This window comes from Brevundimonas sp. GW456-12-10-14-LB3 (assembly GCF_059424365.1).
Genome location: NZ_JBWKZJ010000003.1, coordinates 1 through 26574, shown reverse-complemented (window position 1 = coordinate 26574; position 26574 = coordinate 1). Strand labels below are relative to the sequence as shown.

At 66.6% G+C, this 26574-nt stretch carries 27 protein-coding genes and 1 tRNA gene; 12 read left to right on the top strand and 16 right to left on the bottom strand.

Annotated elements, in window-relative coordinates; genetic code table 11:
* Positions 1–68 precede the first annotated feature (68 nt).
* Entirely contained in the window at positions 69–1319 is a 1251-nt protein-coding gene (locus AC07XS_RS02025) for a TetR family transcriptional regulator (protein WP_182713487.1), read from the bottom strand.
* 252 nt (positions 1320–1571) lie between these two features.
* Here AC07XS_RS02025 and AC07XS_RS02020 point away from each other — a divergent pair, with 252 nt between their 5' ends.
* Both AC07XS_RS02020 and AC07XS_RS02015 read left to right on the top strand, forming a co-directional pair.
* Positions 1572–2009: a DUF2231 domain-containing protein gene (locus AC07XS_RS02020; RefSeq protein WP_182713486.1), complete on the top strand. Its 438-nt coding sequence runs from the start codon at positions 1572–1574 to the stop codon at positions 2007–2009.
* Entirely contained in the window at positions 2006–3295 is a 1290-nt protein-coding gene (locus AC07XS_RS02015; protein WP_182713485.1) for a PQQ-dependent sugar dehydrogenase, read from the top strand. The genes AC07XS_RS02020 and AC07XS_RS02015 overlap by 4 nt, the downstream gene beginning before the upstream one ends.
* A 21-nt stretch (positions 3296–3316) precedes the next feature.
* Here the strand turns inward: AC07XS_RS02015 and AC07XS_RS02010 are convergent, their stop codons facing one another.
* The 4 genes from AC07XS_RS02010 to AC07XS_RS01995 form a co-directional block, all read right to left on the bottom strand.
* A complete protein-coding gene (locus AC07XS_RS02010; RefSeq protein ID WP_182713484.1) occupies positions 3317–3922 on the bottom strand; it encodes a biliverdin-producing heme oxygenase in 606 nt (201 codons plus the stop codon).
* 68 nt (positions 3923–3990) lie between these two features.
* Positions 3991–5157, bottom strand: coding sequence for a glutathionylspermidine synthase family protein (locus tag AC07XS_RS02005; RefSeq protein ID WP_182713483.1), 1167 nt, complete (start codon positions 5155–5157; stop codon positions 3991–3993).
* 3 nt (positions 5158–5160) lie between these two features.
* Positions 5161–5916 carry a PspA/IM30 family protein gene (locus tag AC07XS_RS02000; RefSeq protein WP_182713482.1) on the bottom strand — a complete coding sequence of 252 codons (756 nt, stop codon included), beginning with the start codon at positions 5914–5916 and terminating at the stop codon, positions 5161–5163.
* A gap of 15 nt (positions 5917–5931) precedes the next feature.
* Positions 5932–6612 (bottom strand): YjfI family protein, encoded by a 681-nt coding sequence (locus tag AC07XS_RS01995; RefSeq protein WP_182713481.1) that lies wholly within the window; start codon positions 6610–6612, stop codon positions 5932–5934.
* A 137-nt stretch (positions 6613–6749) separates the two neighbouring features.
* On the opposite strand from AC07XS_RS01995, the gene AC07XS_RS01990 reads away from it, so the two are divergent.
* The 8 genes from AC07XS_RS01990 to AC07XS_RS01955 all read left to right on the top strand — a co-directional run bounded on the left by AC07XS_RS01990 (position 6750) and on the right by AC07XS_RS01955 (position 18096).
* Positions 6750–7397, top strand: a complete 648-nt coding sequence (locus AC07XS_RS01990) for a DUF2491 family protein (protein ID WP_182713480.1) — start codon at positions 6750–6752, stop codon at positions 7395–7397.
* 27 nt (positions 7398–7424) lie between these two features.
* Positions 7425–7838: a DUF350 domain-containing protein gene (locus tag AC07XS_RS01985; RefSeq protein ID WP_182713479.1), complete on the top strand. Its 414-nt coding sequence runs from the start codon at positions 7425–7427 to the stop codon at positions 7836–7838.
* A gap of 5 nt (positions 7839–7843) precedes the next feature.
* Positions 7844–8473 carry a DUF1190 domain-containing protein gene (locus AC07XS_RS01980; protein ID WP_224764384.1) on the top strand — a complete coding sequence of 210 codons (630 nt, stop codon included), beginning with the start codon at positions 7844–7846 and terminating at the stop codon, positions 8471–8473.
* Positions 8474–8652: 179 nt separating this feature from the next.
* Entirely contained in the window at positions 8653–11412 is a 2760-nt protein-coding gene (locus AC07XS_RS01975; RefSeq protein ID WP_182713478.1) for a TonB-dependent receptor, read from the top strand.
* A 151-nt stretch (positions 11413–11563) separates the two neighbouring features.
* Positions 11564–12082 (top strand): RNA polymerase sigma factor, encoded by a 519-nt coding sequence (locus AC07XS_RS01970; protein ID WP_224760962.1) that lies wholly within the window; start codon positions 11564–11566, stop codon positions 12080–12082.
* A gap of 84 nt (positions 12083–12166) precedes the next feature.
* Complete coding sequence (locus tag AC07XS_RS01965; protein WP_182713477.1) at positions 12167–13174, top strand: FecR domain-containing protein; 1008 nt, start codon at positions 12167–12169, stop codon at positions 13172–13174.
* Positions 13175–13254: 80 nt separating this feature from the next.
* Positions 13255–16230, top strand: coding sequence for a TonB-dependent receptor (locus AC07XS_RS01960; protein WP_321207946.1), 2976 nt, complete (start codon positions 13255–13257; stop codon positions 16228–16230).
* 39 nt (positions 16231–16269) lie between these two features.
* Positions 16270–18096, top strand: coding sequence for a Ca2+-dependent phosphoinositide-specific phospholipase C (locus tag AC07XS_RS01955; RefSeq protein WP_182713476.1), 1827 nt, complete (start codon positions 16270–16272; stop codon positions 18094–18096).
* A 125-nt stretch (positions 18097–18221) separates the two neighbouring features.
* Here AC07XS_RS01955 and AC07XS_RS01950 read toward each other — a convergent pair.
* The 7 genes from AC07XS_RS01950 to AC07XS_RS01920 all read right to left on the bottom strand — a co-directional run bounded on the left by AC07XS_RS01950 (position 18222) and on the right by AC07XS_RS01920 (position 22527).
* A tRNA-Ser gene (locus AC07XS_RS01950) sits at positions 18222–18311 on the bottom strand.
* 87 nt (positions 18312–18398) lie between these two features.
* Entirely contained in the window at positions 18399–19346 is a 948-nt protein-coding gene (locus AC07XS_RS01945) for an NrtR DNA-binding winged helix domain-containing protein (RefSeq protein ID WP_182713475.1), read from the bottom strand.
* 4 nt (positions 19347–19350) lie between these two features.
* Positions 19351–19944, bottom strand: coding sequence for a YfbR-like 5'-deoxynucleotidase (locus tag AC07XS_RS01940; RefSeq protein ID WP_054766983.1), 594 nt, complete (start codon positions 19942–19944; stop codon positions 19351–19353).
* Between the two features lie 144 nt (positions 19945–20088).
* Positions 20089–20901, bottom strand: coding sequence for a methyltransferase type 11 (locus tag AC07XS_RS01935; RefSeq protein WP_182713474.1), 813 nt, complete (start codon positions 20899–20901; stop codon positions 20089–20091).
* A 56-nt stretch (positions 20902–20957) separates the two neighbouring features.
* The gene (locus tag AC07XS_RS01930; protein WP_182713473.1) at positions 20958–21818 is read right to left on the bottom strand and encodes an AAA family ATPase; all 861 of its coding nucleotides are present in this window, start codon (positions 21816–21818) and stop codon (positions 20958–20960) included.
* A 63-nt stretch (positions 21819–21881) separates the two neighbouring features.
* The gene (locus tag AC07XS_RS01925) at positions 21882–22079 is read right to left on the bottom strand and encodes a hypothetical protein (RefSeq protein ID WP_182713472.1); all 198 of its coding nucleotides are present in this window, start codon (positions 22077–22079) and stop codon (positions 21882–21884) included.
* Between the two features lie 10 nt (positions 22080–22089).
* On the bottom strand, positions 22090–22527 hold the full coding sequence (locus tag AC07XS_RS01920) for a hypothetical protein (protein ID WP_182713471.1): 438 nt from the start codon (positions 22525–22527) through the stop codon (positions 22090–22092).
* A gap of 157 nt (positions 22528–22684) precedes the next feature.
* On the opposite strand from AC07XS_RS01920, the gene flbT reads away from it, so the two are divergent.
* Positions 22685–23107: a flagellar biosynthesis repressor FlbT gene (flbT, locus tag AC07XS_RS01915; RefSeq protein ID WP_152950574.1), complete on the top strand. Its 423-nt coding sequence runs from the start codon at positions 22685–22687 to the stop codon at positions 23105–23107.
* Complete coding sequence (gene flaF / locus AC07XS_RS01910; protein ID WP_152950573.1) at positions 23067–23432, top strand: flagellar biosynthesis regulator FlaF; 366 nt, start codon at positions 23067–23069, stop codon at positions 23430–23432. The genes flbT and flaF overlap by 41 nt, the downstream gene beginning before the upstream one ends.
* Before the next feature lie 245 nt (positions 23433–23677).
* Here the strand turns inward: flaF and AC07XS_RS01905 are convergent, their stop codons facing one another.
* The 4 genes from AC07XS_RS01905 to AC07XS_RS01890 all read right to left on the bottom strand — a co-directional run.
* On the bottom strand, positions 23678–24316 hold the full coding sequence (locus AC07XS_RS01905; RefSeq protein WP_152950572.1) for an exopolysaccharide biosynthesis protein: 639 nt from the start codon (positions 24314–24316) through the stop codon (positions 23678–23680).
* Positions 24317–24417: 101 nt separating this feature from the next.
* Positions 24418–24606, bottom strand: coding sequence for a DUF3008 family protein (locus AC07XS_RS01900; RefSeq protein WP_054766072.1), 189 nt, complete (start codon positions 24604–24606; stop codon positions 24418–24420).
* A gap of 29 nt (positions 24607–24635) precedes the next feature.
* Positions 24636–25799: an isovaleryl-CoA dehydrogenase gene (locus AC07XS_RS01895; protein WP_182713564.1), complete on the bottom strand. Its 1164-nt coding sequence runs from the start codon at positions 25797–25799 to the stop codon at positions 24636–24638.
* 81 nt (positions 25800–25880) lie between these two features.
* Positions 25881–26574 (bottom strand): hypothetical protein (locus AC07XS_RS01890; protein WP_494732647.1); only part of this gene is annotated, 694 nt, incomplete at its 5' end.

The window sequence follows — 26574 nt, the reverse complement described above, 5'->3', positions numbered from 1 at the left end:
AGCTTGTTAGAACTGTTCTTGTCAGCGGTAGTCAGGGCTGGGCGTGCACGACGATAACGTGTGTTCTGTCACGTGCGACGCGCAACCAACCGGGTTGCGGCCGCCTTGAGCGCCGCCTCGTCGAGGGGCTCTCCGGTCGCCCGAGCGGTCAGGGCGGCGGCCTTGATCCAGAGGGCGAACCGCGTCGCCGCCAGCCGATTGAGATCGAAGTCGGCGGGCCAGACGCCGGCCTGATTGTAATAGGTGCCTCCGCCTTCCGGGCCGCGCAGCAACATGGCCAGGTCACGCAGCGCGGGGTCGCGCCGCGCCTCCATGCACACGCCCGCGATCAGCCTGGCGTATCGGACGTAGAAGCCCTCTGCCCTGGGCGCGATGGCGACTGTCGGCGCCATGAGCCGCGCCCAACGCTCCAAATCCGCCGACGCCGGGTCGCCTTCTGGACGCTGACCGGCCAGATACAGCGGCATGTCACGAAAGACGCTGTGCCAGACCGCATCCAGGACGAAGCGGCGCATGTCGGGCCAGTGATAGGCGATGGTCGAGGTCGAGGTCCCCGCCACGGCGCTGACGGACCGGTTGGTCAGGGCGCCCAGACCCCGCTCCAGTATCTGATCCGCCGCGATATGCAGAAGCTTCAGCTTCATCGAATCCGGTTCCAGTCCGGCCGCCGGCGCCTGGGGTATGATCAGGGTTTCCCTGTGCCAGAGGGTCGCGGCCGCCGGCCTTTCAGTCTCGCCGAAGGCGCGGTCGACGAGGCCGCCCAGACCTTCGGACGCGATCACCTCATAGTCTGCGCGTTCACCCAGGGCTCCGGCGTAGAACTGCTCCATCGTGGTCCAGGCCACGATGATGGGGGCGAAGTCGACCAGCCGGGGATCAGACGCCAGATAGTCGGCCCACGCCGTTTCCCGCATCGCGGCCCAGCGCCGAATGAGATCGCGACGCTCGGCGCAGGCGTCTCCGTCGATCAACAGCGCCTCCCAGATCCGCGCGAAACCGGCGCTGTCGGAGGCGCGCAGGCGCAGATAGTGCCGCAACAAGGCCAGAAGGGCGTCTCGGCTGGGCGGCAGGCCGGCGACGGGGGCGAAGAAGGCGGCGTGAAAGGCCGCGTCCTGCCGCAGCGCCTCTTCTCCCACCGCCTGGATCAGCCCGGCCTTCGATCCGAAGAGGTTGACGATGACCGTCGTGCTCTTGCCGACAGCGTGGGCGAGGTCGCGCATCGTGAGGCTGTCGAGCCCGTTGGCCGCCGCCTGGGCGATGGCGGCCTCGATGATCTGAAGGGCGTCGGCGGCCCGGCCGGGCGCTTGGACTTGAGACATAGGTTTCAATGAAGTCTCGAGGATGAGCTGTCGAGTGCGCGGCGCGACGTTCGGGGAAGACGGCCTTGTCTTCAGCGACGAAGCGTCGCGGACCGAGCGCGGCTTAATCTCGGATTGTGTAGCGGAGATGATGGCGGCGGCGACAGCCTTTCCGCCCAGGGCCGCGCTCCCTCGATGATCTGATGAAACCAAATTCCTCGACGGAGGATTGGGCTCGGACAGACGAAGGCTGGACGAGGAGATTGAAGGTCGATGATCGCCGCCACAGGGTCGGAGCGCCCCGCCCATAATCCACTCCACGCCATACTGCTGTGTTTTCCGATCGCCCTGTTCACCTCGGCCCTGATCAGCGACATCGCCTATCTGCGGACCGCCGAGATGCAGTGGTCGAATTTTTCGGCCTGGCTGATTGTCGGCGCCCTGGTTTTCGGCGGCGTCGCAGGACTGTGGGCGATCGTCCAACTGGTTCTGGCCTGGCGCGCCCCTCAGCGGCTGGCGACCCTGATCTATGTGGTCGCCCTGGCCTTGGCTTGGCTCTGCGGCCTGATCAACGCCTTCAAGCACAGCCAGGACGCATGGAGCTCGGTCGGGGCCATGGGCCTGACCCTGTCTGTCCTGTCCACCCTCTTCGTCCTTGTCGCAGGGTGGTTCGCCTATAGCGCCGCGCCGGTTCGGGGGATTGCACGATGATCAGACACCTTCTCGGCGCGACCGCCGTGCTCCTGGCCCTGACGGCTTGCAGTCGCAGCGATCCCAACCTCAGACAGACCGGTCCCAATCCCGATCTACCGGCCCAGAACCAGACCCTGGTTCCACCGATGAAGATCGCCGAGCCGGTGGGCTGGAACGGCGACCGGCCCGCCGTGCCCGCTGGCTTCGCCATCACGCCCCTGGCGACCGACCTGAAGATTCCGCGCCAGATTCTTGTTCTGCCGAACGGGGACATTCTGGTGGCGGAAGGGTCGGGCGGCCATGCGCCCAAGCTGCGTCCCAAGGACGTCATCGCCGGCCTCATCAAGGCCAAGGGCAAGAGCAGCGTGAAGGGCGGGGATCGGATCACCCTGCTGCGCGACGCCGACGCAGACGGACAGGCCGAGCTCCGCACGACCTTCATCGACAATCTGGACGCGCCCTACGGCCTGGCCTTCGTGGACGGCGCCCTCTACGTGGCCGAGCAGGGCGCCCTGCTGCGCTTTCCCTATCAGCCTGGACAGACGCGGATCACAGCGCCCGGCGCGGTCCTGACCGAGCTTCCCTCGGCCATCAACCACCATTGGACCAAGTCACTGACCTCCAGCGCCGACGGCCAGACCCTTTACGTCGGCATCGGATCCAACAGCAATGTCGGCGAGCGCGGCATGGCGGTGGAGCAGGACCGCGCCGTGGTCTGGGCGATCGACCGGCAGACCGGCGCCCACCGCATCCTCGCCAGCGGCATCCGCAATCCGACGGCCCTGGCGATTGAGCCGACCACCAGCGCTCTCTGGGCCGTGGTCAATGAGCGCGACGAATTGGGCCCGCAACTGGCTCCCGACTATTTGACCTCGGTGCGGCCCGGCGCCTTCTACGGCTGGCCCTACAGCTATTGGGGGCAGAACGTCGATCCGCGCGCCCATCCGCAGCGGCCGGACAAGGTGGCCGAGGCGGTCAAGCCCGACTACGCCCTGGGCTCCCATGTCGCGGCCCTTGGCCTGAGCTTCGCCACCAACGGTGGTTTCGGCGGCGCCTTCAGCCAGGGCGCCTTCATCGGCGAGCACGGCAGTTGGAACCGCCAGGACCTGTCCGGCTATAAGGTGAGCTGGGTGCCGTTCAACGCCGGTCGTCCGGCGGGCCAGCCCGTCGATTTCGTCACGGGCTTCATCAAGGACGGCAAGGCGAGGGGACGGCCGGTCGGCGTCACCTTCGACCCTCAACGTCGCATCCTGCTGATCGCCGACGATCTGTCGAACACCGTCTGGCGGGTCGCGCCGCAATAAGGCGGAGACGGTCGGCGGGGTTCAGGCCGCCGCCGACTGATCCGGTCCGAGGTGCGCCTCCACCAGGGCGCGCACGCGGGCGAAGGCGGCTGTGGCGCCGGCCGTTGCCCGATCCTCTTGAGCCTGCGTCATCTCCGCCGCGTCCAGGGCGGCGGTGAAGCTGCGCCAGTGGTTGGCGCGACCGTCCGGAGAGGCGGCCAGATGCCGGGCGCCGAACGCCTCTGACAAGCCCAGGCCGGCCGCCGCCTTCAGCAAAAACGCTGCGCCCAGGTTCGATCCCTCCGCCACATACAGCCAGCCCAGCGCCGTGGGAATGTCGGCGATCTGATCCTCAAATACGGGGCTGTCAGACTCGACGCCGGGTTCGGCCTCCAGGTCGCCAAGGTCTGCGATCACCGCGTCATACCTTCGCCGCGCGGCCAGATCCGGGATCAGGGCCGTCAGAGCCTCGTTCTTATAGAGGGCCGCCACGTCGCGATGGAATATCTGCTGAATTCGCAGAAACTCCGCATATCGCGCGCGACTTTCGAAGGGGCGGGCGGCCATGACGGCTTCGTCCAGGCCCTGATGCACGCCTTGCGTCGCCGCCTTCAGTCTTTTGGCTCGGCTTGTCTCAGTTTCGATCATCAGCAGCTGCCATCCAGGCGTGGGTCTGAGAGTGGTTGCGCGGGCCGATCGCTGTTTTCGATTGAGCCTCAGTCACGGATGAAGTGCGGGACAAAGCGTGAGGTGTCGCGGGTGATCCGGCCCGCGTCCTCGCGCAGGCTCATGCCCGCCGGCTCGTCGCCGACCACCCAGGAGCCGACGATGACGTGGGCGTCGTCGAACCGGGGGGTGTCGTGCAGGGCCTGACGGATGAAACGGCCCTGGCCGTAGCCGCCGTCCACGACTGCTTCCGCGCTGACGCCCCGGTCGATCAGTTCGACATTGGCGCCCTCGCGCGAGAACAGGGGCTTGCGGACGTAGGAATTCCCGAGAGTAGCCTGCCCCGGATCGCCCTCGAAATAGGCCTCCAGCAGATTGGGGTGGCCTTTGTGGCGTTCCCAAAGCAGGGGCAGGATGGCCTTGTTGGACAGGATGCTCTTCCAGGCGGGTTCAAGCACCCGGACATCGGCGGTCGGCAGGGGGGCGGCGTAGTCGTCGCGCAGCATCTGCTCCCAGGGATAGAGCTTGAACATCGCCTGGATGATCCAGTTCTCGTGGTCGACGAACCGGCCGTCGGCGTTCAGGCCGATCTGGTCGATGGCGACGAACTGGGGCTCAAGCCCGGCCTGCTGGGCCAGGTCTTCGAGGAAGCGCACCGTCTGGCGGTCTTCCACAAAGTCGGCGTCGGAACTGAAGTGGACGAAGCCGCCGTTCGGGAAAATGGTGCGGAACCGCGTGATCAGCTTTTCACTGAGGCTGTTGAACTGGTCGGCGTCGGCGGGCAGGACGCCGGCCCGGATCTGATCCTCCAGCCACAGCCACTGGAAGGCGGCCGTCTCGTAGACGCTCGTCGGGGTGTCGGCGTTGTACTCGTAGAGCTTGGCCGGACCCCGGCCGTCGTAGGCGAAGTCGAAGCGGCCGTAGAGGGACGGATCCCCGCGCGTCCAGCTGGCGGCCACATAGTCCCGCATGGGCTCGGGGATATCCAACTGCTCCATCAGCCGCTCGGACTGGACCGCCTCCTCCACCAGCTCCAGGCAGAGGCCGTGCAGTTCGGCGGTAGGCGCCTCGATCCCGTCCTCGACCTCTTCCATGGAGAAGGCGTAGGCCGCCGTCTCGTCCCAGTAGATCTCGCCGTTGATGTGGCGCCAGGTGAAGCCCAGGCGCTCGGCCGTGGCTTCCCAGTCGGGACGGGGATCGAAGCGCAGACGCTCCATGGATCAGGCCGGGTCCTTGTCGGGCGTGGCCACGCCAGGGGTGGATTGGCCGATGCGGGGGGTGACCACGGTCACTTCCGGCTGGCTGAGGCGGGCCAAAACGTCGTCGGCCGACGAATGACCGGGCAGGATGCCGGCCTCGCGCAGCTTGGCGTCCAGATCGGCGCCGGTGCGGCGATCTTCCAGGGCCTGGCTGGCGTTCAGCTTTTCTTCCTGGATGGCCTGGCGCTGCTTGATCCGTTGCAGGCTGTCCGCCGCCGAGCCGATGCGCGAATGGGCGCCGGCCGAGTTCAGGGCGACCGAGGTCTGGGCTCGCTGGACTGAGTCATTGACCTTGACGATGTCGATCTCGCGACGGAGCGTCTCGATCTTCTGGTCGGTGGCGGCGATGGCCGTGCGCAGACGCGTCTCTGCCGTCTTCATGTCCTCGATCAACGGGCCGCGGCTGTTTATCTCGACCTCCAGCTCGGCGATGCGGGCGGCGACCTCGCGGGCCAGATCGGTCTTCCCCTGAGCCAGGGCGGTGCGGGCCGAGCTTTCGTACTTGGCGATCTGGTCGCGGAAGCTGGCCATCTCGTTTTCGGCCATGCGGCGGCGCGCCACCAGGCCGGCCAGGTCGTCGCGCGCCTTGCCCTGGGCGTTGTCGGCGTCGCGGATTTCCTGATCGAGGATCTTCAGGGCGTTGGCGTCGACGACGCCCTGGGCCGCGTCATGGGCCGTGCCGCGGAACAGGGCGGAGAGTTTTCTGAGCATGGACATGGTCTGGCTTCCGGATCAGGCGGCGTCGGCGCCGAAGGTTTCGCGCAGTTCGGTGGCGTCGATCGCATTCTCAGCCAGGGTGCGCAGTTCGATCAGTATGGTCTGGAGCGTCGTCTTGCACGACAGTTCGCCCATCAACTCATACACGTCTTCGCCGCCGACGTTGGTGATGGCGAAGTTCGACAGGGGCACCACCCGCTGGGCCTTCAGGAGAAACTCGTTGAAGGCATGGCGATCGGTCTGTTCCGACACCGGCCACAGCAGGACCGAGCAGACGATCTGGGCGCCCCCGACGCTGAGATAGACCGGCAGGTCGCCGTATTCATGCATGGTGGCCAGCAGTACGGGGTCCGCCCCCTCCAGCACGCGCAGGGTCATTTCGCCCTCGCGCACCAGGGGGGACTGGTCCAGCGCCGCCTTGATGGCGGGCACGGTCCAGGGGGTTTCGATCACGGCGTCCATAGGGTGGTCGTCTCCAGGGGTGATGGGGTCAGAAGTGGGGATCCGGCGGCGCCCGGCAAGCTCCGGGCCGCGGGTGGAGTCCGTGACGATGGCGCGGACGGCGGCCTTGACGTCGTCGCGCGCGGCCTCCGGCACCCAGAGCTCCAGCTTGACGAGGCCCGCTTCCCGGCGCGCCTGTCGCCACGCGCGAATGCGGTCGTTGGCGGCGGAAGAGTGCGGGGCGCGGTTGGGCATGGCGTTACATGAAACGTGTAACATGAACGCTTGACATGATGCAAGATCGGGCTGAAGTTGCGCGTATGAACCGCTTCGTTCCGTCGCTCTTGCGTCCGAGGCTCGCCCTTGGCGTCCATGGGGCCTAGATAGTCGCCATGTTCAAGAAACTCTTCGGATCGTCGAACAAGGCTGAGCCCGCGTCGAAGCTGGCGGCGGTGCGCAACATCACCGTGGGTCGAACCGTGTCGCTGGACCCGTTGGCCTGGCGGCGGCTGGGCGAAGAGACCCGTTTCGCCCTGGACCGCGACGTGCTCGACATTTCGGCCCAGGGGCTGATCAGCCTGGAAAGCGGCCAGTTCGTCCATCGCTTCTACACCGACGACCACGTCATGCTTCAGGCCATGAGCGACGACGAGGCGGGGCTGGAGAACTATGACTTCAGTCTGTTTGTGCCCTGGACCTCGGCCTATCCGCCGGGAGAGCGGGAACGGCGGGTCTGGCGCGACCGGCTGTCGGCGCCGGTCTTCCACGGGGCGGCCGAGGACCTGCCCGACTATCCGCGGTTCTGGTTCTCCGAGAGCGACGCGATCCAGCCGCCGGTCACCCTGTGGGAGACCATCTGGGACGACCGCGCCGCGACGAAGCCCTACGCCAAGATCTTCCAGACCTGCATGCTTTATACACGCGAACTGGCGGGCGGGCGCGAACTGATGATCGCCCTGGAGCAGCAGCCCGAGGGCGGCGAGACGACGCACGAGATCATGATCGGCATTCCGCTGGAAATGGCCGAATTCCGCGCCTGAGGGCGTGTTTAAAGAGGGGAAGACCGAATGTTCGACTGGTTCCTGTTTCAGCAAGGTGCGATCGCCTTTCTGATCGCCTTCGCCGTAGCGGGCGGCTTCACCCTGGCGTTCAAGCTGCTCTACCAGTGGGTCACGCCGTACCACGAGCATACGCTGATCCGGCAGGGCAATACGGCCGCCGCCATTGCGTTGGGTGGCGCCCTGATCGGCTATGTCCTGCCGCTGGCCTCGGCCCTGTCCCATACGGTCAGCCTGGCCGAGTTCGCCGCCTGGGCCCTGCTGGCCGGGGTGATCCAGATCGTGGTCTTCGTCACCATCAGCCGCCTGGCCTTCCGCAATCTGGTGGCCCGGATCGAGGCGGGCGAGATCGCGGCGGCTGTCTATCTGGCCTCCATCTCGATCTGTGTCGGCCTGCTAAACGCCGCCTGCATGACCTCGTGACCGCCATGACCGACCACAACAATGGATCGGGCGATCTGCCCCAGACAAGGACGATGCGACGGCTGAAGCGGTCGCGTGTCCTGCACATCGGAAGCCTGATGGCCACGGCCGGCTTTACGCTGGCGGCCTGCGATTCTCCGGACGTTCCAGCCCCGCGGGCCGAGGCCGAGCCGGCGCTGGTCTATGCCTCGCTGGATGAGTGTCGGACCGCCGACGTCATACCCGACGCCCAGTGCGACGCTGCCCTGGCCAAGGCGCAGGAGGATGCGGCGCGGACTGCTCCACGCTACGCCACGCGCGAGGAGTGCGAGGGCCAATGGGGCCCATCGCAGTGCCAGCCGAACAATCAGGGCGGGGGATCCTTCTTCACCCCGCTGCTGGCCGGCTTCGTCATCGGCCAGATGCTGGACGGCGGGCGATACTATGGCGGGGGTCCGCTGTATCGGGATCGCGAGGACCGCTATGTGAACGGATACGGCGGCGGCTATGCCTATCGCGACTACCGGACCGGTCGGATGGTGACGACGCGCGACAACGGAGATGTCGTGAAGCAGGCGCCGACGCGGGTACAGAGCCGGACCACGGTCGTCTCGCGCGGCGGCTTCGGCGGCGGGGGGCGCAGTTTCGGCGGCTGAACTCGTCCCTTCGCCAGAATCGGACGACGGCCCGCAGGTTGCGCCTGCGGGCCGTTTTGCTTGTGTGAGAAGGTCGAACGCGACAGGGCCGTGAAGTTTGAATGAAAAGGCCTGTCACACATTGAGGGGGCCTGAGAGCCCGTCGTTGAAGCGCCTAGAACTCACTGGGGGCTACTCACATGAAGAACCGAATTCTGGGCACGACGGCCTTCGCCGTGGTCGCTGCAACGCCGTTCGTCGCCTTGGCGCAGACCGCCGAACCGGCCGCCGTCGCGAGCCAGGCCACAGCCACTCTGGACGAGATCGTCGTCACCGGCTCCTATCGCCGCAGCCTTGAAGAGGCGGTCGACATCAAGCGCAAGACGGTCGGCTTCTCGGACTCCATCGTCGCCACCGACGTCGCCAACTTCCCCGAACAGAACCTAGCCGAGGCGCTGCAGCGCATCCCAGGTGTCACCATCGAACGCAACCGCGGCCTGGGCCAGCGCGTCAACGTGCGCGGCCTGCCCAGCGATTTCACCTTCGTCAGCATCAACGGCCTGGCCACCGCCTCGGGCAGCGGCGGTCGTGACGTCGAGTTCGACATCTTCGCCTCGGAAATCATCCAGCAGGTGACGGTCCAGAAGTCGCCGCGCGCCGCCGATGAAGAAGGCGGCATCGCCGGTTCGGTCAATATCTCGACCGCCCGTCCGTTCGATTACGCCGGTCGCCGGGTCGTCGGTTCGGTGGAGGGCGCCTACAACTCCATCTCCGAAGAGATCGATCCCAAGATCGCCTTCCTGGCCAGCGACACCTGGGGCGACTTCGGGGCCCTGGTGTCCTTCTCGACGGCCCGCCGCACCAACCGCACCGACTCGGAATCGGGCATCAACTTCCGCCCGATGTCGCGCTTCCTGGCGACCTCGACCGGCACCCGGGGGACCCAGGCGGCGGCGGTTCTGCTGCGAGACGCCGGCATCGCCATTCCGAACCGGTCCGACACCAATGTCACCAACCGGATCATCTTCCAGGACAAGGTCGGCGACCGCGCCTATCTGAACACCCAGGATCAGTGGGGCGGCACCGTCTCTCTGCAGTATCGCCCGTCGTCGAACTTCAGCCTGGCCTTCGACGCCATGATCGGCAGCTACGACACGACCGAGGACGAGTATGATGCGGCGGCCTATTCGGCCTCCAGCCGCTCGACCCTGGAGACGATCCACGAATATGACGCCACAACCCTGGCCGACTACGGCATGGTGGTGCTGCGCGACGTCTCCTACACCGCGACCCAGCACGAGATGCTCAGCAAGGAGCGCATCAACGAAACCGACTACCAGCAGTTTGGAACCGAACTGAACTGGAGCGGGGACAGCTGGAAACTGCACGCCATCGCCGGCTATTCCGGCGCCGAGAAGACCCTGGACTACGCCAACCTGAAGCACGTGGCCTATGCGCCGTCGCGGACGCGCTGGACGGCCGAAGGCGGCGAGACGATCCAGAGCGCCAACCCGGCCTCGATCGACATGTACAACTCGCCTTCGCGCTATCTGTTCGAGGCCTATGAGACCACCTACGAAGAGATCAACGACGACAAGTACGCCGCCCAGATCGACTTCACCCAGTACGTCGACTTCAGCTTCTTCCCGGCGCTGAAAAGCGTCCAGGTCGGCGCGCGCTATACGGACAAGTCCAAGGAGCGCCAGTACGGTTCGCTGAACATCCAGGGCTCCGGTGCAGGCAAGGTCGACTATGTGGGGCGCCCGATGTCGCAGAGCGAACTGACGCCGATCGGCGATCTGGTGCCCGGCGGCGACTACAGCATCCGCGACCTGAACTGGAGCCAGGTCTCGAACGACTACGCCCGTCGCACCTTCCGCTATGACGGCTTCTTCACTCCCTTCAACGTCGGCGACTACTACGAGGTGACGGAAGAGGTTCTGGCCGCCTACGCCATGGCTGACCTGGAGTTCGACCTGGGGCCGGTGCCGGTCGCCGTCAACGGCGGCGCCCGCTACATCGACACCTCGATCACCTCTTCGGGCTATCACCAGATTCAAACGCCGACCGGCGGCACCACCTATACGCCGGAGCCGGTGTCCAGCGACGGCAGCTACGACAAGGTCCTGCCCAGCCTGAACATCACTGCCGACCTGACCGACAGCCTGATCTTCCGCGCCGCAGCATCCGAGACCCTGATCCGTCCGGCCCTGACGGACCTGGCCTACAAGCGCACGGCCAGCTGGAACTCGTTCCGCTTCACCGACGGCAACCCCAACCTGAAGCCGACCTACGCCAAACAGTGGGAAGCCGGTCTGGAACAGTATCTGGGCGACGGCGGCCTGCTGGCGGTCTCCTACTTCTGGAAGGAGATCGAGGGCGTGGTGCGTCAGGCCCTGACGGGCACGGTGCCGAACGTCACCAAGTACAACGCCAACGGCTCGATCGACGGCGTCTACACCTTCGACGTCTATCAGCCGATCAACGAGCCCGGCTCCTACGAGGTCAGCGGCGTGGAGCTGGTCGCCGTCGTGCCCTTCGGCCAGTTCTTCTCACCGCTGGAAGGCTTCGGGATCAACGCCAACTACACGGTGCTGGACAGCTCGCTGACCGGCTCGTCGACCCTGGGCATCCCGACGCCGCCCATTGGTCTGGCCGACAACACCTACAACGTCACCCTGTTCTACGAGAACGACAAGCTGCAGGCCCGCGCCTCCTACAACTACAAGGACGAGTATGTCGAAGCCATCGGCTATGAGATGTACCCGATCACGCGCGAGGGCTATGGCCAGGTCGATCTGTCGGCCAGCTATCGCGTGACCGACAGCCTCCAGCTCAATGTGGAAGGCATCAACGTCACGGACGAGGCGACCAAGGGATACACGATGGATCCCTCCTTCCCGACCATGTACGAAAAGTCGGGACGCCGTATCAATTTCGGCCTGCGGATGGAGTTCTGATCCATTCCCACAAGCGAACCTCATGTCGAAAGCGGGGGGCGACCGACGTCGTCCTTCGCCTTCCCCGGCCCAACCCGGCGGGACAGAGGCCGGCGCGACGCCCCTTCCGCGAGGAGGGGGCGTCTTCGCTTAGTCGCGTCTGAGTGTCCAGGTGAGCGGGGCGACCATGTCGCTTGATCAGGTCTTCGCCGGCCTGCGGCGCGATCTCATGGCCTATGTCCAGCGCCGCGGCCTGTCGGCCGAGGACGCGGAGGACGTGGCCCAGGAAGCCTTCACGCGTTTCCACCGCGCGGGCCACGATCTGACGGGGCCGGACGCCCGCCCCCTGTTGTTCGTCATCGCCCGAAACCTTCAGGCGGATCGGTGGAAGGCCGCCGGTCGGACGGGGGTTCGGGGCACGGACGACATCCACGCCCTCGACGCTTCGCCGCGCGCCGTGGCGAGCGAGGCGCCTGCCGCCGACCAGCAGCTGATCGGCCGAGAGAATCTGGCTGCGGCCGCCCGCGTCATCCGCGCCCTGCCGCCGCGAACCCGAGACGCCTTTCTATTGCACCGGTTCGAGGACCAGACCTACGTCCAGATCGCCAAACGTCTGGGCGTGTCGGTCAGCATGGTCGAAAAACACATTGCCGAAGCTCTCCGTCAGCTGAAGATTTCACGCGATGGCTGAGGGGTTCGCTGAAACTGTCGTTGTGAGTCTTGAAGGCGTCGGCGCCCCATCCCCCCGCCGCGTCCCGGAGCGTTCTGTTTGCGCATGATCCAGCGCCTGACATCCCTGTTTGATCGTCGGCCGCTGACCGCCGAATCCTGGCTGGCGCGCATGCGACGGCCGGACGTCTCCGCGCGCGACCAGGCGGCCTTCCTCGAATGGCTGGAGGCGGACGAGGCTCATCTGGACCAGTACGAGGCTGCGAAGAGCGGTCTGGCGGAACTCTCGCCGTTGGGCGATGTCTTTGCGCCCGATCTGGCGCGTCTGCGGGGACGACGGACTGTCGTGTCCCAGAGACGTCTGCTGATCGCCGGCGGGCTGGCCACAGGCGCGGTGGCGGCGGTGGTCGCCGTCGCTCTTGTCCTGCCCGGCGCGGGGCAGGAGCCCGCCGTCGCGACCGGTCGTCTTTATGCCAGCGCGCCGGGCGAGATCACGGATGTGACGCTGGAAGACGGATCGCGCGTCACCCTGGATTCCGGCACGCGGATCCAGGTCGCCTATGGCCGCGACGCCCGCCGCCTAACCCTGATGCAGGGCGCGGCCTATTTCGACGTCGCCCACAATGCCGAACGACCCTTCCAGGTCGCGGTCGAGGATCGCTACGTCATCGTGACAGGGACGCGGTTCGCGGCGGCGTTGAGGAACGACCAGGCGGAGGTGTCGTTGCTGGAGGGACGGGTCGCCATCGGGTGGACCGACGTCGGCCGCGCCCGCGCGCTGGAGCGCGCCGTCGCCCTGGCTCCGGGGCAGCAGGCCGTCTTCAAACGGGGCGTCAACCGCGTCAGTCTTCGTCGGATCGACGTCGAGGCGGCCACCGCCTGGCGCGAGCGCAGACTGGTCTTCCACGATGCGCCCCTGTCGGTCGTGGTCGAAGAGGCCGGGCGCTACGCAGGCGCGCCCCTGGTGATCGCCGACCCCGCCCTCGCCGAGATGCGCGTGACGGCGGTTTTGCCCCTGACGGACGAGGCGAAACTGATCGACCGGCTGGACGCCCTGTTGCCGATCTCGATCGAACGCGGCGAGGACGGCCGGGTCCTGATCCGCCCCGAATAGGTCTATCGCAGAGCTGTCACGCAAGCGCGCTAAGCGTTGCGTCTTCGTTGTTCGCTACCCTGGCTCAAGGCGCCGTTCGCTTGAAACCGCCCGCACGATCGACGCCGTTCGATGCGCTACGGGGAGGCGTCGCCGCCGCCGCTCTGGCGATCGTCGCCCTCGGCGGCTGGGCCCCGGCCGCCCGGGCGCAGGATCGCGCGCAGGTTTTCGACATCCCCGCCCAGGACGCGCGTCGCGCCTTGGTGCAGCTCTGTGTTTCGGCGGGCTGTGACCTGGCCTTTCTGACGCCCATGGGCGAGGCGCGGCGCACGCGAGCGGTTCGCGGGCAAATGTCCTGGCGCGCTGCGGCAGACCAGATGCTCCAAGGCACCGGCTTGCGGCACCGTTTCATCGGCGACCGGGGGCTGCGGGTCTGGATGGAGGCTCAAAAGCCCGCCGAGATCCCGCCCATTCCCGCCGCAGAGCTGGAGTCGATCACGGTCGTGGGGCGGCTGTCGGAGCAGATCGAGGAATCCTTGCGACGCAAGGCGGCGGCGGACGTAATCCTGGACAGCGCGTCCGCGACCCGGATCGGCGAACTTCCGGCCGCGAATCTGGCCGAGGCCTTGCAGCGGGTCCCCGGCGTGGCCATCGAACGCGAGGTGGGCGAGGGGCAGTTCGTCAGCGTTCGGGGGCTGGGGCCGCTGTTCCAGTCGGTGACCCTGAACGGAGCGCCGGTCGCCTTCAACGAGAACATCCGCAACTCGACCCAGAGCGGTCGGCAGTTCCGCTTCCGCGCCCTGTCGGCCGATCTCCTGGCGGGGGCTCAGCTCACCAAGTCGGCGACGCCCGATCTGATCGAGGGCGGGATCGGCTCCAACATCGACATCGAGACGATCGGCGGCCTGGACGGCGATCCCTTCCTGAGCCTCAGGGCGGGCGCCTCCGTCGAGGCGCGAACGCGCCGGCCGGAAACAGACGTCTCCCTCGCGGGCCGGTTCGTGTCCGAAGGCGGCGCATGGGGTTTGGTCGGCGGCCTGTCCCAGGAGGGGCGGTCGGTCCTCTACGACCGTTTTCAGGTGGGACGCTATACGCCGGTCGTCGTCGAGGGGCAGCCGGCGGTCGCCCCCAGCGATGTGAGGACGACGGTCGAGCACGAGGATCGGCTGAGGCGTAGCCTCTTCCTAGGTGGAGAGTGGCGGGCCTCCCCTTCGCTCAGGCTGCGGTTCGACAGCCTCGTCTCCACCTTCGACAACACCATTCGCGAGGACCGGATCGCCTATGGGGTCGGCGCCCTTCTGGAGACGCCCGGCGCCACGGCCACGGTCACGGACGGCGTGGTCACGGCCGGCTCGATCCGGGCGGGCGTGATCGACAACAACACGGAGTTCTCCGCCCAGGCGCATCTGAACATCGTGGTGTCGGGCAGGGCGGATGTGGTGCTGGGCGATTGGAGCCTGACGCCGCGTTTCAGCCTGTCCCGCGCACGATCAAAGCTGGATACGCCGCTGGAGAGGATCTCCTTCCGTTCGTTACAGGCCCCCGCCTATGCGTTCGACGTCAACGGGGCGGCGAGCGGCCGGCAGGCGGCTCTGCTTGCGACCGATCTGGACCTGACCGACCCGGCCGGCTTCGCCTTCAAGCGTTTGGGCGTGCGCGCCATCGAATCCGTCGACGAGGACCTGACGGGCCTCCTCGATCTGCGGCGTCCCGTGTCCGTCGATCTGGGCAGGACGGTCCTGACCGAAATCGCCTTCGGCGCCCAGATCAGCGATCGGTCCCGCGATTACCAGAGACGCGACCGTGAGGCCGCGCTTCGGCCGGGCGCCGTGGTCACCCCCGAGTTTCTCGGATTTCGCGTGGCCGACGACGTGTTCGATTCCCTGATCGATCGGCATCCGGGATCCTGGACCGCCGCCGATTTCGACCGGTTTCAGCAGGCCTTTCACATCGCAGGGGAGAGCAAAGCGCTGGCGGTCGGGCCCGACGCCCTGGTTCCCACAGGCGCCGATCTGCAGAACTCCTATCGGGTCGGGGAGCGTGTCGGCGCCCTTTATGCGCGAACGGACTTCAAAGGAGAGGCGGGCGGCGCCCCCTTCTCGGGCAATCTGGGTCTTCGTTTGGTGACGACTCGCAAGGCGGTGGACGGCGCCTTTCTGAACGCCGGCGACAGCGGCGGCGGCGCCATTCGGCCGGTCTCCAAGCTGGGGACCGACACCGCCCTGCTGCCCAGTTTCAACATCGCCTTCGATCTGGATCGGGGCCGGCGCCTGCGGCTGGCGGCGTCCCGCACGATGACGCGGCCCTCGCTGGCGGACCTGCGCCTGGCGACCGTGCCCGCCAGCTCCCTTGTCTCGAACATCTACGAGCGCGGGCAGGCGGAGATCGACGCGCCGTCGCCCGGCTCGATCTTCACCGGGGTCGGCGGTAACCCGGATCTCAGCCCCTATATGTCGACCAATCTCGACGCCTCGTATGAGTGGAGCTTTCCGCAGGGCGCGCTCAGCCTCGCCGTCTTCCACAAAAGCATCGACGACTTCATCGGCCTGGTGGAGGCGCCCGAGATGCTGGTGTTCGAGACCCGCGCCGGTCCCCTGGTGCGGGCCGAGGTGATGATGTCGCGGCCGGCCAATCTGGGGCGCGCGATCAGCCGGGGCGTGGAGGTGGGGCTCCATCGGCGGCTTCCCTCCGGCTTCGGACTATGGGCCAGCGGGACCTTCACCGACGGCCACGGGCCCGGGGGACGCAGCCTGGCCGGAGTGTCGCGCCTGGCCTATTCAATCAATCCCTTCTTCGAACGGGGGCCGGTCGCGATCGGCCTGTCCTGGTCGTGGCGGTCCGCCTTCCGGTCCGAGGCGGACATGCAGGGGGGAGGGGTGGCCGACTTCACCGTCGGTCCCGCCGGCTATCTGGACGCTCAGGCCTCGTTCGAGATCGGGTCCGGCGGCACCCTGGTCGTCGCCGCCTCCAACCTGACCGATACGACCGACCTCGCCTACGAATACGACACGCGGCGCTTGCTCCAGCTGGGCCGCGTCGGCCCCAGCCTGACCGCCAGCCTGCGTTGGTCCCTGTGATCCCTTTTCCCTTCTGCTTGTGACTTCCGAGGATTTTCGATGCTCAATCTGATGGCGGCCCTGATGGCCGGCTCCGCTCTGGCGGGCACGGCGCCGGCCTGCGACCTGACCGCAGCCGACGTGCGCACAGCCGGCGGCGACCCCTGCGCTCCGGCCTGGATGGATCGCAATCTGGGCATGAACGATCTGACGGCGGTGGGCGCCCACAACAGCTACAAGCTGCCGATCCCGGTCGCCGAACTTCAGGCCATGATCGCCGTCAATCCCGGAGCCGTGGCTCTGGACTATTCGCATCGCCCCCTGACGGAACAGCTGGACGCCGGGGCGCGCCAGATCGAGATCGACGTGCTGAACGATCCGCAGGGCGGGCGCTACGCCCATCCCCTGTCGGCCCTGGGACGGCCGGGACAGGGCGCGCCGGTCAGCGTCGCCTTCGCGGAAGCCATGGCCCGGCCGGGCTTCAAGACCCTGCACATGCCCGACGTCGATTTCCGCAGCACCTGCCTGACCTTCGTGGCCTGTCTGGCGGAGATCCGCGATTGGTCGCGCGCCCATCCGGACCACGCGCCCATTCTGATCATGCTGAACGCCAAGACGGGCGGGCCCTCCATGCCCGGCGGAACGACGCCGTTGGATTTCGACGCCGCCGCCTGGGACGCCCTGGACGCCGAGGTGCGGTCGGTGTTCGACGCCGATCACCTGATCACGCCCGACCGGGTCCAGGGGCGGCACGCCACCCTGCGTGAAGGGGTTTTAGCCGGAGGCTGGCCGAGGCTGGGCGAAGCGCGCGGCAAGGTCTTCTTCGCCCTGGACGAAGGGCCCGAGAAGGTCGCCGCCTATCGCGGCGCGCGGCGCTCGCTGGAAGACCGGGTCTTCTTCGTCAACACCGATGAGACCTCGCCCGCCGCCGCCTATCTGACCCTGAACGATCCAGTGGCCGAGCAGGGGCGCATCCAGACGGCCGTCCGCGCCGGCTTCATTGTCCGCACCCGCGCCGACGCCGACACTCTGGAAGCGCGAACGGGGGACGTGACTCGGCGCAGCGCCGCCTTCGCCAGCGGGGCGCAGTATGTGTCTACCGACTATATGACGCCGGATCCGCGCTTCCCCGCCTATCAGGTGCGGCTGACCGGGGGCGCGGCGGCTGTCTGCAATCTGCTGCGGACTGAAAAGCGGTGCGACGGGCTCGCCGTGGAGCTGACCGACGAAGGGACGGAGCGGGGCTATCTGACTCCGGCGGAACGACCGGATCTGACCCAGGTGCTGGCTCCGCCGCCCGAACCGGGCTCGCCTCGCGCCGTCGCCGACCAGGGCGTGTTCCGTGAGACGCGCGCCCTGCAGGGCACGCCGCGTTGGGCGCTGGCGACCTCGGACGTGTCGGGCGAAATCTATGATGACTTCGCAGAGGCCCTGGGGGTGCGGCTGACGCCAGACACCGCGCCGGTTCTGACGGCCTTGCTGGATCGGGCCGGCGAGGACCGGTCCGTGGTCGGAGACGCCAAGACCCACTGGGGCACGAAACGGCCCTACATCGGCACGGACCAACCGATCTGCGAAGCCAAGACTGAACATCTGGCCGGCAATCCCGACTATCCGTCCGGCCATTCGGCCCACGGCGCCCATGTGGCCATGATCCTGGCGGAACTGGCGCCCCAGCGCGCCGACGCCCTCTACGCCCGCGGACGCGCTTTCGCCGAAAGCCGCTATATCTGCGGTTCTCACAGCTACAGCGCCGTCGAGGCCGGCATATTGTCGGGCATGGTCATTTACGGCGCGGAACAACGCTCGGACGTCTTCCGCCGCGACATGGAGGCCGCGCGCGCCGAGGTCCAGGCCGCGTTGGCGCGGGCCAGCCTGGCGCAATAGGGGCAGCCCCGCCGGTCGAAAGACCGGCGGCTCCCTGGGCGCAGGGCTCCGAAACATGCAGTGTTCGAATGCAGTTCTTCTGTTCGGTGAGGCGGGGCCCGCCTCGCCTCGGGACGGCAGGATGATGGCGGAGAGGGTGGGATTCGAACCCACGGTACCCTTCCAGGCACGCCGCATTTCGAGTGCGGTACATTCGACCACTCTGCCACCTCTCCGCGGCGCATCAGTCGCTTGGTCGAGCGAGCGGCTTCTCTAATGGCAGAGCGGCGGCGCCGCAAGCTGTCTGTGAAAGAAATCCGAACCTATCTTTGCGCCGGCAGCGACAGGCCGGGCGCGGCGCCGGTTTCCGGGTCCAGGCCCTTGAATCGAAACAGCTCGGCGGGGCGGCCGCCCGTGGCCGACGACATCCGGCCGGTGGGCTCGACCAGGCCCGCGCGTTCCACGGCGCGGCGGAAGTTCTGCTTGTGCAGGGTGAGGCCGGAGACGGCCTCGGCGGCCGCCTGAAGCTCGGAAAGGGTGAAGGACTCAGGCGTCAGGTCGAACAGGACGGGCCGATACTTCAGCTTGCTGCGCAGCCGACCAAGGCCCGTGGCGAGAATGCGCCGGTGGTCGGAGCCCATGACGGCGCCGGGGAGGGGCGGGACGTCGTGCGGCGTCTGCCGGGCGTCGCGCCAAGCCTCCGCAACCAGGCGCGCCTCATAAAGAAGTTCATAGCGCTCCAGAACGCGCTCCTCGTTCCAGCGATGATCCGGCGTCAGGGCGAAGAGGGCCCGGGCGCGGCCCAGGCGTCGTTCATCCGCCCCGGCCCAGCTAAGAAGGGCGTCTATCACCGAGCCCTGCAGAGTCGATCGGCCGCAACGCCGATCCTCCCAGGGGAAGATGTCGAAGACGGGGGTCCATTGGGCGTCATGGGCCGGCGGAGCGGCGGCTTCCGAGGTCAGGGCCAGATAGCCGACCGACACCTCGCGCATCTGGTCGGGGCCGGGCGCTGCGCGGGGCGAGGCGCGGCCCGCGTCGCCGAAGGTGTAGAGCTGTTCGACGAAGCCGAGCCGGAACCCCGTCTGATCGGTGACGAAGTCGCGCAGCGCGCGCTCAAAGGTGCGGTCCCGCGCCGGGTCGAAAGGCCCGAACGGCAGGGCGCGAACGCCGTCTTCCGTCTGGGTGGTCAGGACCACGGCCCGACGGTCCTTCAGCGTCATGACGACGGCCGACAGACCGATTCGCACGCCCTGATCCGTCGGCCCGGTCACAGCTCTATTCCGTGTGCCAGGCGTCGTCGGCGGGCAGAAGGCCCACCGCCTTGGCCAGCACCTGATACCGCTCCAGATAGCGCGCCTGGGCGAGAGAGGCCGGCAGTGGCTCTATGGTCAGGCTGTATCCGGGCGGCGGCGCGCCGAAGAAGCCGAGCGATTCCTTCTCGCTGAAACCCGCCAACTGCGTCGCCTCGAAATAGGCGCAGGCCTTGTCCGCCTTCTTGATCAGGGTCTTGATCGTTTGGGGCGTCTTGGGCGGCAGGCCGTAGCGGACGTGGATGGCGGCTTCCAGCCGCGCCTCGAAATCCTTGTAGCCGGACCCCAGGGCCGCCTTGAACGGCGAGATCATGTCGCCGATGACATATTCGGAGGCGTCGTGCAGCAGGGCGGCGAGGCGCCATTTGGGATCCAGCCCCGGCTTGATGTGGGCGGCGATCTCCTCGACCACGACGCTGTGCTGGGCCACCGAAAAAGCGTGCTCGCCGATGGTCTGGCCGTTCCACCGCGCGACCCGGGCCAGGCCGTGGGCGATGTCTTCGATCTCAATGTCAAAAGGAGAGGGGTCGAGCAGATCCAGGCGTCGGCCCGACAGCATGCGCTGCCAGGCGCGGACTTCGGTCTTCTTCTTGGGGCGCTCGGCCAAATCGTCGATCCTGCTCGCTGGTGGGCTGGTCAGGTGACGCAAAGCGCCGTCAGGATCAAGGCGTCCGGCCGTCGGCGCTTGTTTTCGGCGTGGATTTCAGTCTCCGACGTTCAGGGCGACCAGATCCTTGGCCGCTTCGAACACCCGGTCGTGCCGTGACTTGGAGCGGACCGTGGCTATGACGAGCGGGCCGCCGGCGGGACCACGCGCCTCGAAGCCGACCTGACGCCATGCGCCCGCCGGCACGTCGTCGTCCGCCAGGATGAAGCTGGCCCGCGTGGCGTCCCCTGGCGCCTGGGTGCGGATCTGGGTGGTTTCGCCGTCCGAGTCGATCTTGACGCTGCTCTTTTCGGTGCGGACGCCTTCGCCGTCCTTGGACTGGATGTTGATGCCTGCGATGCGAACGCTCGCGCTGTCGCCCCGGGTCTCGATCTGAAGCCCCGGAAGCTTGACCGAGGCGTCATCGCCCTTGGCCTGGATGTTCACGCCGGGCGCGGCGACAGTGGCCTCTTCCGCACCGTTTTCCGTCTGGCGGGCGTCGATACGCATCGCCGCCTGGGGCATGTCCGACGAGACGCGGCGTTCGTATTCGCGCAGCACGTCCTCGGCGGACCGATCTTCAAGCTTGACCAGATAGAGCACCACCTCGGCGCCGCGGGGGCCGCCGTAGGTGCAGGCGGCCCCGCCGGGGTCCGCAAAGCCCTTGCGCGTCAGCACGCCCAGCGTTTCGGGGCATTTCAGACCTTCGACGACCTTGAGTACGCCGGGCTCTACGTCATTGGAGGCGCTGGTCGTGGTGGTCTTGGTGATCCGAACCGCGTTTTCGCCGTCACAGGCGGCCAGGGCCCCGCCGAGGCCGACGACCGCCAGACCGGCGATCAGCAGACGATACGGAACTGTAAGGCTCATGGTCTCTATTTTGAGCCGTCGAAGGGGATGGTCCAGTGAAATCGCGGTAATGCCGCTCAGCCGCCCGGGCGCGCGCCGTCTCTGCGGCCCAGGAAGGCCAGACGTTCGAACAGGTGAATGTCCTGCTCGTTCTTGAGCAGGGCGCCGTGCAGGGGCGGGATCAGCTTGTTGGGCGTCTTTTCGCGCAGGGTTTCCGCGTCAATGTCTTCGACCAGCAGCAGCTTCAGCCAATCCAACAGTTCGGAGGTGGAGGGCTTCTTCTTCAGGCCGGCCGTGTCGCGGATCTCGTAGAAGGTCTTCAACGCCTCCGAGACCAGGCGCGGCTTGATGCCCGGAAAATGGACGTCGACGATGGCCGCCAGGGTCTCGGCGTCGGGAAAGCGGATATAGTGGAAGAAGCAGCGGCGCAGGAAGGCGTCCGGCAGCTCCTTTTCATTGTTCGAGGTGATGATGACGATGGGCCGGACCTCGGCGCGGATCGTCTCGTCGATCTCCTGAACGTAGAACTCCATCCGGTCGAGTTCCTGCAACAGGTCGTTAGGGAATTCGATGTCCGCCTTGTCGATCTCGTCGATCAGCAAGACCGGGCGCGTCGGGGATGTGAAAGCCTCCCACAACTTGCCTTTCTTCAGATAGTTGCGGACGTCATGAACCCGCGCCTCGCCGAGCTGGCTGTCGCGCAGCCGGCTGACGGCGTCGTACTCATAGAGTCCGTTATGGGCCTTGGTGGTCGATTTGACGTGCCAGGTGATCAGGGGCGCATCGAAGGCCTTGGCGACCTCATAGGCCAGCACGGTCTTGCCCGTTCCCGGTTCGCCCTTGATCAGCAGCGGACGTTCCAAGGCCACGGCCGCATTGACGGCGACCTTGAGGTCCGCCGTCGCGATGTAGCGATCAGTGCCTTCAAACCGGCTCATGAAAAACCCGCTCCGTGGATGTCACGAAGCGGGTTAGCCGATCATCAGTCGCGTGAACAGCGATCAGGTGATGTGTTTGGGCGAGATGGGATCGCTTGCGGGGAAGGTCTCCTCAATGCTTTCGTCGACCAGCGCTTCCTCCCGGCCTTCGTCCGGCTTTAGGCGGGGTTCCAACTGGTCCGGCTTGCCTTGTCGGGGTTCCACTCTTTTGGCGTGGGGGACGTCGGTAGAGGCGTCATCCTTTGCGCGTGTTTCGTGCATGTCTGCTCCTTTAAGGCTTTTGCGTCCGGGGTTCGTCCGGCGCGTAGCCGAGTTGTTCGAGGTCGTCGTCGTCGAGGCGTCGCGACTCCCAGTGGGCGGCGCTGGCCTGGGCGCCGCGGTCGTTCTCCATCAGGCCGGAGTAGACCAGTTCGATCTCGTCCTCGGCCGCCAGATCATTGCTGTCGGCGTCGGATTGATTGATTTTCTCGCCGTCCATGCCGAGCAGGGCGTCCGCCTCCCGCTCGATCCCGTCCAAGGCCAGTTGATCGTCGATATCCAGATCGTCCTCGTCGAACGGTTCTTCATCGGCGTCGCCGTCGGCCTGGGTCACGTCCAGAATTTGGTCAGCCTCGTCCAGCAGAAGGTCGCCTTCGCCTTCATCGTCCAGATGGGTTTCGTCAAAGACCTCGGCCTGTCCCTGATCGTCCTGATAGTCCATGTCGGGCATGGTCGCCTCCTGTCTGGTGACGAAACGTCGCCCCGAGGCAGGTGTTCCGCGCAGGCTGGGAACAAGGGATGATTAACCCTCAGCCTTTAAGGTTTCGAATCGTTAGGGGCGGTCCATCTTTGATCGGTTCCGACCTGCTGAAGGAGTTCGGTCGTCAATGGCTTTGAAACTGTCGTTGAAACCCGGCGAAAAATTCGTGTTGAACGGCGCGGTGGTTCAAAACGGCGACCGTCGCGGCGTTCTCATCCTGCAAAACCGCGCCAGTGTTTTGCGTGAGAAGGACATCATGCAGGCCGATGAGGTCACGACCCCTGCGCGCCGCATCTATTTCCCAATCATGATGATGTATCTGGACGAGGCGTCGGCGTCGAAATTCTACGACGAGATGGCCCTTCGCATCACCGAATTCATGGGGGCGACCAAGAACCCGGACGTCTTGGCCGAATGTGTCGCCGCCTCGCGCTATGTGCTGCAACGCGAATACTATAAGGCCTTGATGGCCGCCCGTAAGATTGTCGATTACGAAGAGAAGGTGCTCAATGTCGCTTCAGGCGTACGCAGCGGCGGCGACGCGGGCTGAGACGCCGCGCGACCTGGAATACCGCCTGTTCGGTCAGGTCACGCGCGCCCTGGTCCAGGCGTCCAAGTCTGATGAGCGCGATCTGGCCACCCGGATTGACGCCTTGGATTGGAATCGCCGTCTTTGGTCGGCCCTGGCGGCGGACTGCGGCGATTCCGCCAATGCCCTGCCTCAGGCCGTGCGCGCCCAGATCATCTCGCTGAGCCTGTTCGTCAATCGTCACTCTTCTTTGGTCATGCGCGGAGAGGAGTCGTTCGAGGACCTGATCGACATCAATCGCATGATGATGCAGGGCCTGGCACCCGGCGCGCAGCAGGCGGCCTGACGACCGACTTCACGAAATCGCGAAGCCTATTGGCGCAAGGCCTTGAGGCGTCTTACCTTTCGAATCCCTGTTCAACAGTCGAAAGGAGGTGATCCAGTGTCTCATTGTCATCAATCGCGTGCGGTGGCCGCGACCCTGGTCCTCGTCGGAGGCCTGGCCTGATCCTTTCGGGCTGAGTTGCGGTCCGGCCGTTCGCGGTCAGACAATGAAGGGCCGTCGCGGCGACGCGGCGGCCCTTTTGTCGTTCAGGGCAGAACGCCCGAGAACCATCCGGCCGCGTGATGGGCGATCTCTGACACCGTGTGCCAGATCAGGAACAGGTAGAGGCCGCAGGCGCCGGTCGCCAGTGCGCCCAGCAGAATGGCCACACCGTCTCTCTGCATCATGCCCAGGGCGAAGAAGACCAAGGCGATGCCCGGCAGGGCGTCTCCGAACGGGATCGGCAGGGCCATGATCAGCGCCAGCAGGACGCAGACGAGGCCCGTGATGGTATCCGCGACTTCGCCTGTCAAAAGGGGGAGGCGCGGCTGGGTCAGGTTTTCGACATAGCGCACCGTCTTCATGATCCGCGACACCCCGGCGCGATAGGCGGGACGGCTGATCGAGGTGCGCAGCGCCCAGCGCGGCAACCAGATCGAACTGCGCTGAAAGGCCAGTTCCAGCGCCATCAGGATGATGGGTACGGCGAACACCGCCTTGCCGCCCGGCGGCCACGGCAGCAGGGCCAGCATCGACAGGATCAGTATCATGGCCCCGAAGCCCCGTTCGCCGAAAGCGGCGACCAGCTCTTCCAGCTTCAGTTTGGGGTCGTCGCCTTCGCCCAGTTCCTCGATCACGTCGGAGAAGAGCCGCAGGTCGTCGTTCGGCTTGTCTTGGGCGGGCATCAGCGGCGGGCTCGGCGAAAGGAGTTCGCCCATTTAGGCGCACAGAGGTTTCACCGCCACTTACGGAACGGCAACAATGCCGAAGAATCGCGCCGAACCGGCTATTTCTTGGCCGCGTGTTCGGGTTTGCCCTTGCGTTCGGTGTGGGCGAAGTCTTCCAGCTGTTTTTCCGTCATGGACTCGGCCATGGACTTGGACGCGCCCTTCAGCTCCGACTTGGGCGTGTCGCCGCGCTTGGCCGACAGGGCGGCGCCGGCGGCCTTCTGCTGGGCTGCGGATTTTGCGGGCATGGGCGTCTCCTTCCGTTCGGAAGAAGCCGTCAGCCGCCCAGCAGTTCCCGACCGATGAGGAAGCGACGGATCTCGTTGGTGCCGGCGCCGATGTCATAGAGTTTGGCGTCTCGGACCAGACGTTCGACAGGCCACTCCTTGGTGTAGCCCGCGCCGCCCAGGGCCTGAACGGCCTCAAGCGTGACCTTCACGGCGTTTTCGGACGCCAGCAGAATGGCGCCCGCAGCGTCATAGCGGGTGGTCAGGCCGGCGTCGCAGGCGCGGGCCACCGAATAAACGTAGGCCCGGGCGCTGTTCAGGGCGACGTACATGTCGGCCACCTTGCCCTGCATCAGCTGGAAGCTGCCGATCGGCTTGCCGAACTGTTTGCGGTCGCGGACATAGGGCAGGACCACGTCCAGGGCGGCCTGCATGATGCCCAGTGGGCCGGCGGCGAGGACTGCGCGCTCATAGTCCAGGCCGCTCATCAGGACGCCGGCGCCGCCGCCGACCGGGCCCATGACGTTCTCCTCGGGAACCTCGCAGTCCTCGAACACCAGTTCGGCGGTGTCGGAGCCGCGCATGCCCATCTTGTTCAGCTTCTTGGAGACGCTAAATCCCTTCATGCCTTTTTCGATCAGGAAGGCGGTGATCCCGCCGTTGCCGTCGCCCGTGCGGGCGTAGACCACCAGGGTCTCGGCGTGGGGGGCGTTGGTGATCCAGAACTTGGTCCCGTTCAGGACGTACCGGTCGCCCCGCTTTTCGGCCCGGGTGCGCATGGACATGACGTCCGAGCCGGAACCGGCTTCGGACATGGCGAGCGATCCGACGTGTTCGCCGCTGATCAGCTTGGGCAGATATTTCTGTTTCTGCTCAGGCGTGCCCCAGCGGCGGATCTGGTTGACGCACAGATTGGAGTGGGCGCCGTAGCTGAGGCCGATCGAGGCCGAGGCGCGCGACACCTCCTCCATCGCCACCACATGTTCCAGATAGCCCAGGCCAAGGCCGCCGAACTCTTCCTCGACCGTGATGCCGTGCAGGCCCAGTTCGCCCATCTCGGGCCAGAGTTCGCGGCGGAAGCTGTTCGTTTCGTCGATCTCGGCGGCCAGGGGCGCCAGGCGATCCGCCGCCCAACGCGCGGTGGTGTCGCGAATGGCGTCCGCGTTCTCGCCGAGGCCGAATTCCATGGATTGGGGTGCGAAGGGAATGCTCATGCCCTTGGGCGTAGCATCGCGCACGGCCTTTCGCAAAGCGCAGGACGACCTGTCCGTTTCAGCCTGTGACGATTCCGTCCGTCAGGCCGTCGGATCCGTCGGGCGGCCCCAGCGCTGAAACAGATTGTAGCCCGACACCCCGACGCAGGCCAAGGCGATGATCGCCAGAACCCAGCCGATGACGGCGGTCTCGCCCCCCGTCGAGTTCGACGCCTGTCGGAAGGCCGCCATGGCCGCGCCGAAGGCCAGCATGCCTATGCCGCCCATCACCAGGAAGGTCGCGGTTTCGCTCCAGTCGAACCGTTTGTCGGGCGTCGCCTCCTGGTCGATCGACGGATGCAGGCCGTCCTCCGGTTGGACCTCCGCGTCGAACAGGGCGGTCTGATCGAGGTCGGTGAATCCCGTCGCATCGGTCGCGGCGTGGGGAGGCGGAGCGGCCTCCAAACGCCCCGCCGACGCCTGCTCGCTGTCCGGCTCGGCGGGCGGCTCGGTCGGGGCGATCAAGAACATGGGCACCTGAACCGTCTGTTCCTCCACGTCGGGCGCATCGGCGGATGCCAGGGTCGGCGTGGGGCTCGGGGCGTTGGACGGCTCGAAGGCGGGCTGATCGACGGAGGCCGCTTCCGCCTCGCCGGCCGGCGCCGCCACAGCCTCCTCCGGAAGGCTCACGCCGTCGTCGTTCGCCGGCTCCGCTTCTGCGGCAAGGGTCTCAAGCGGGACGGGCGTCAGCGCCGCCGGGACGGCTGAGGCGGAGGCCGCCGGGGGCGACGGGGGG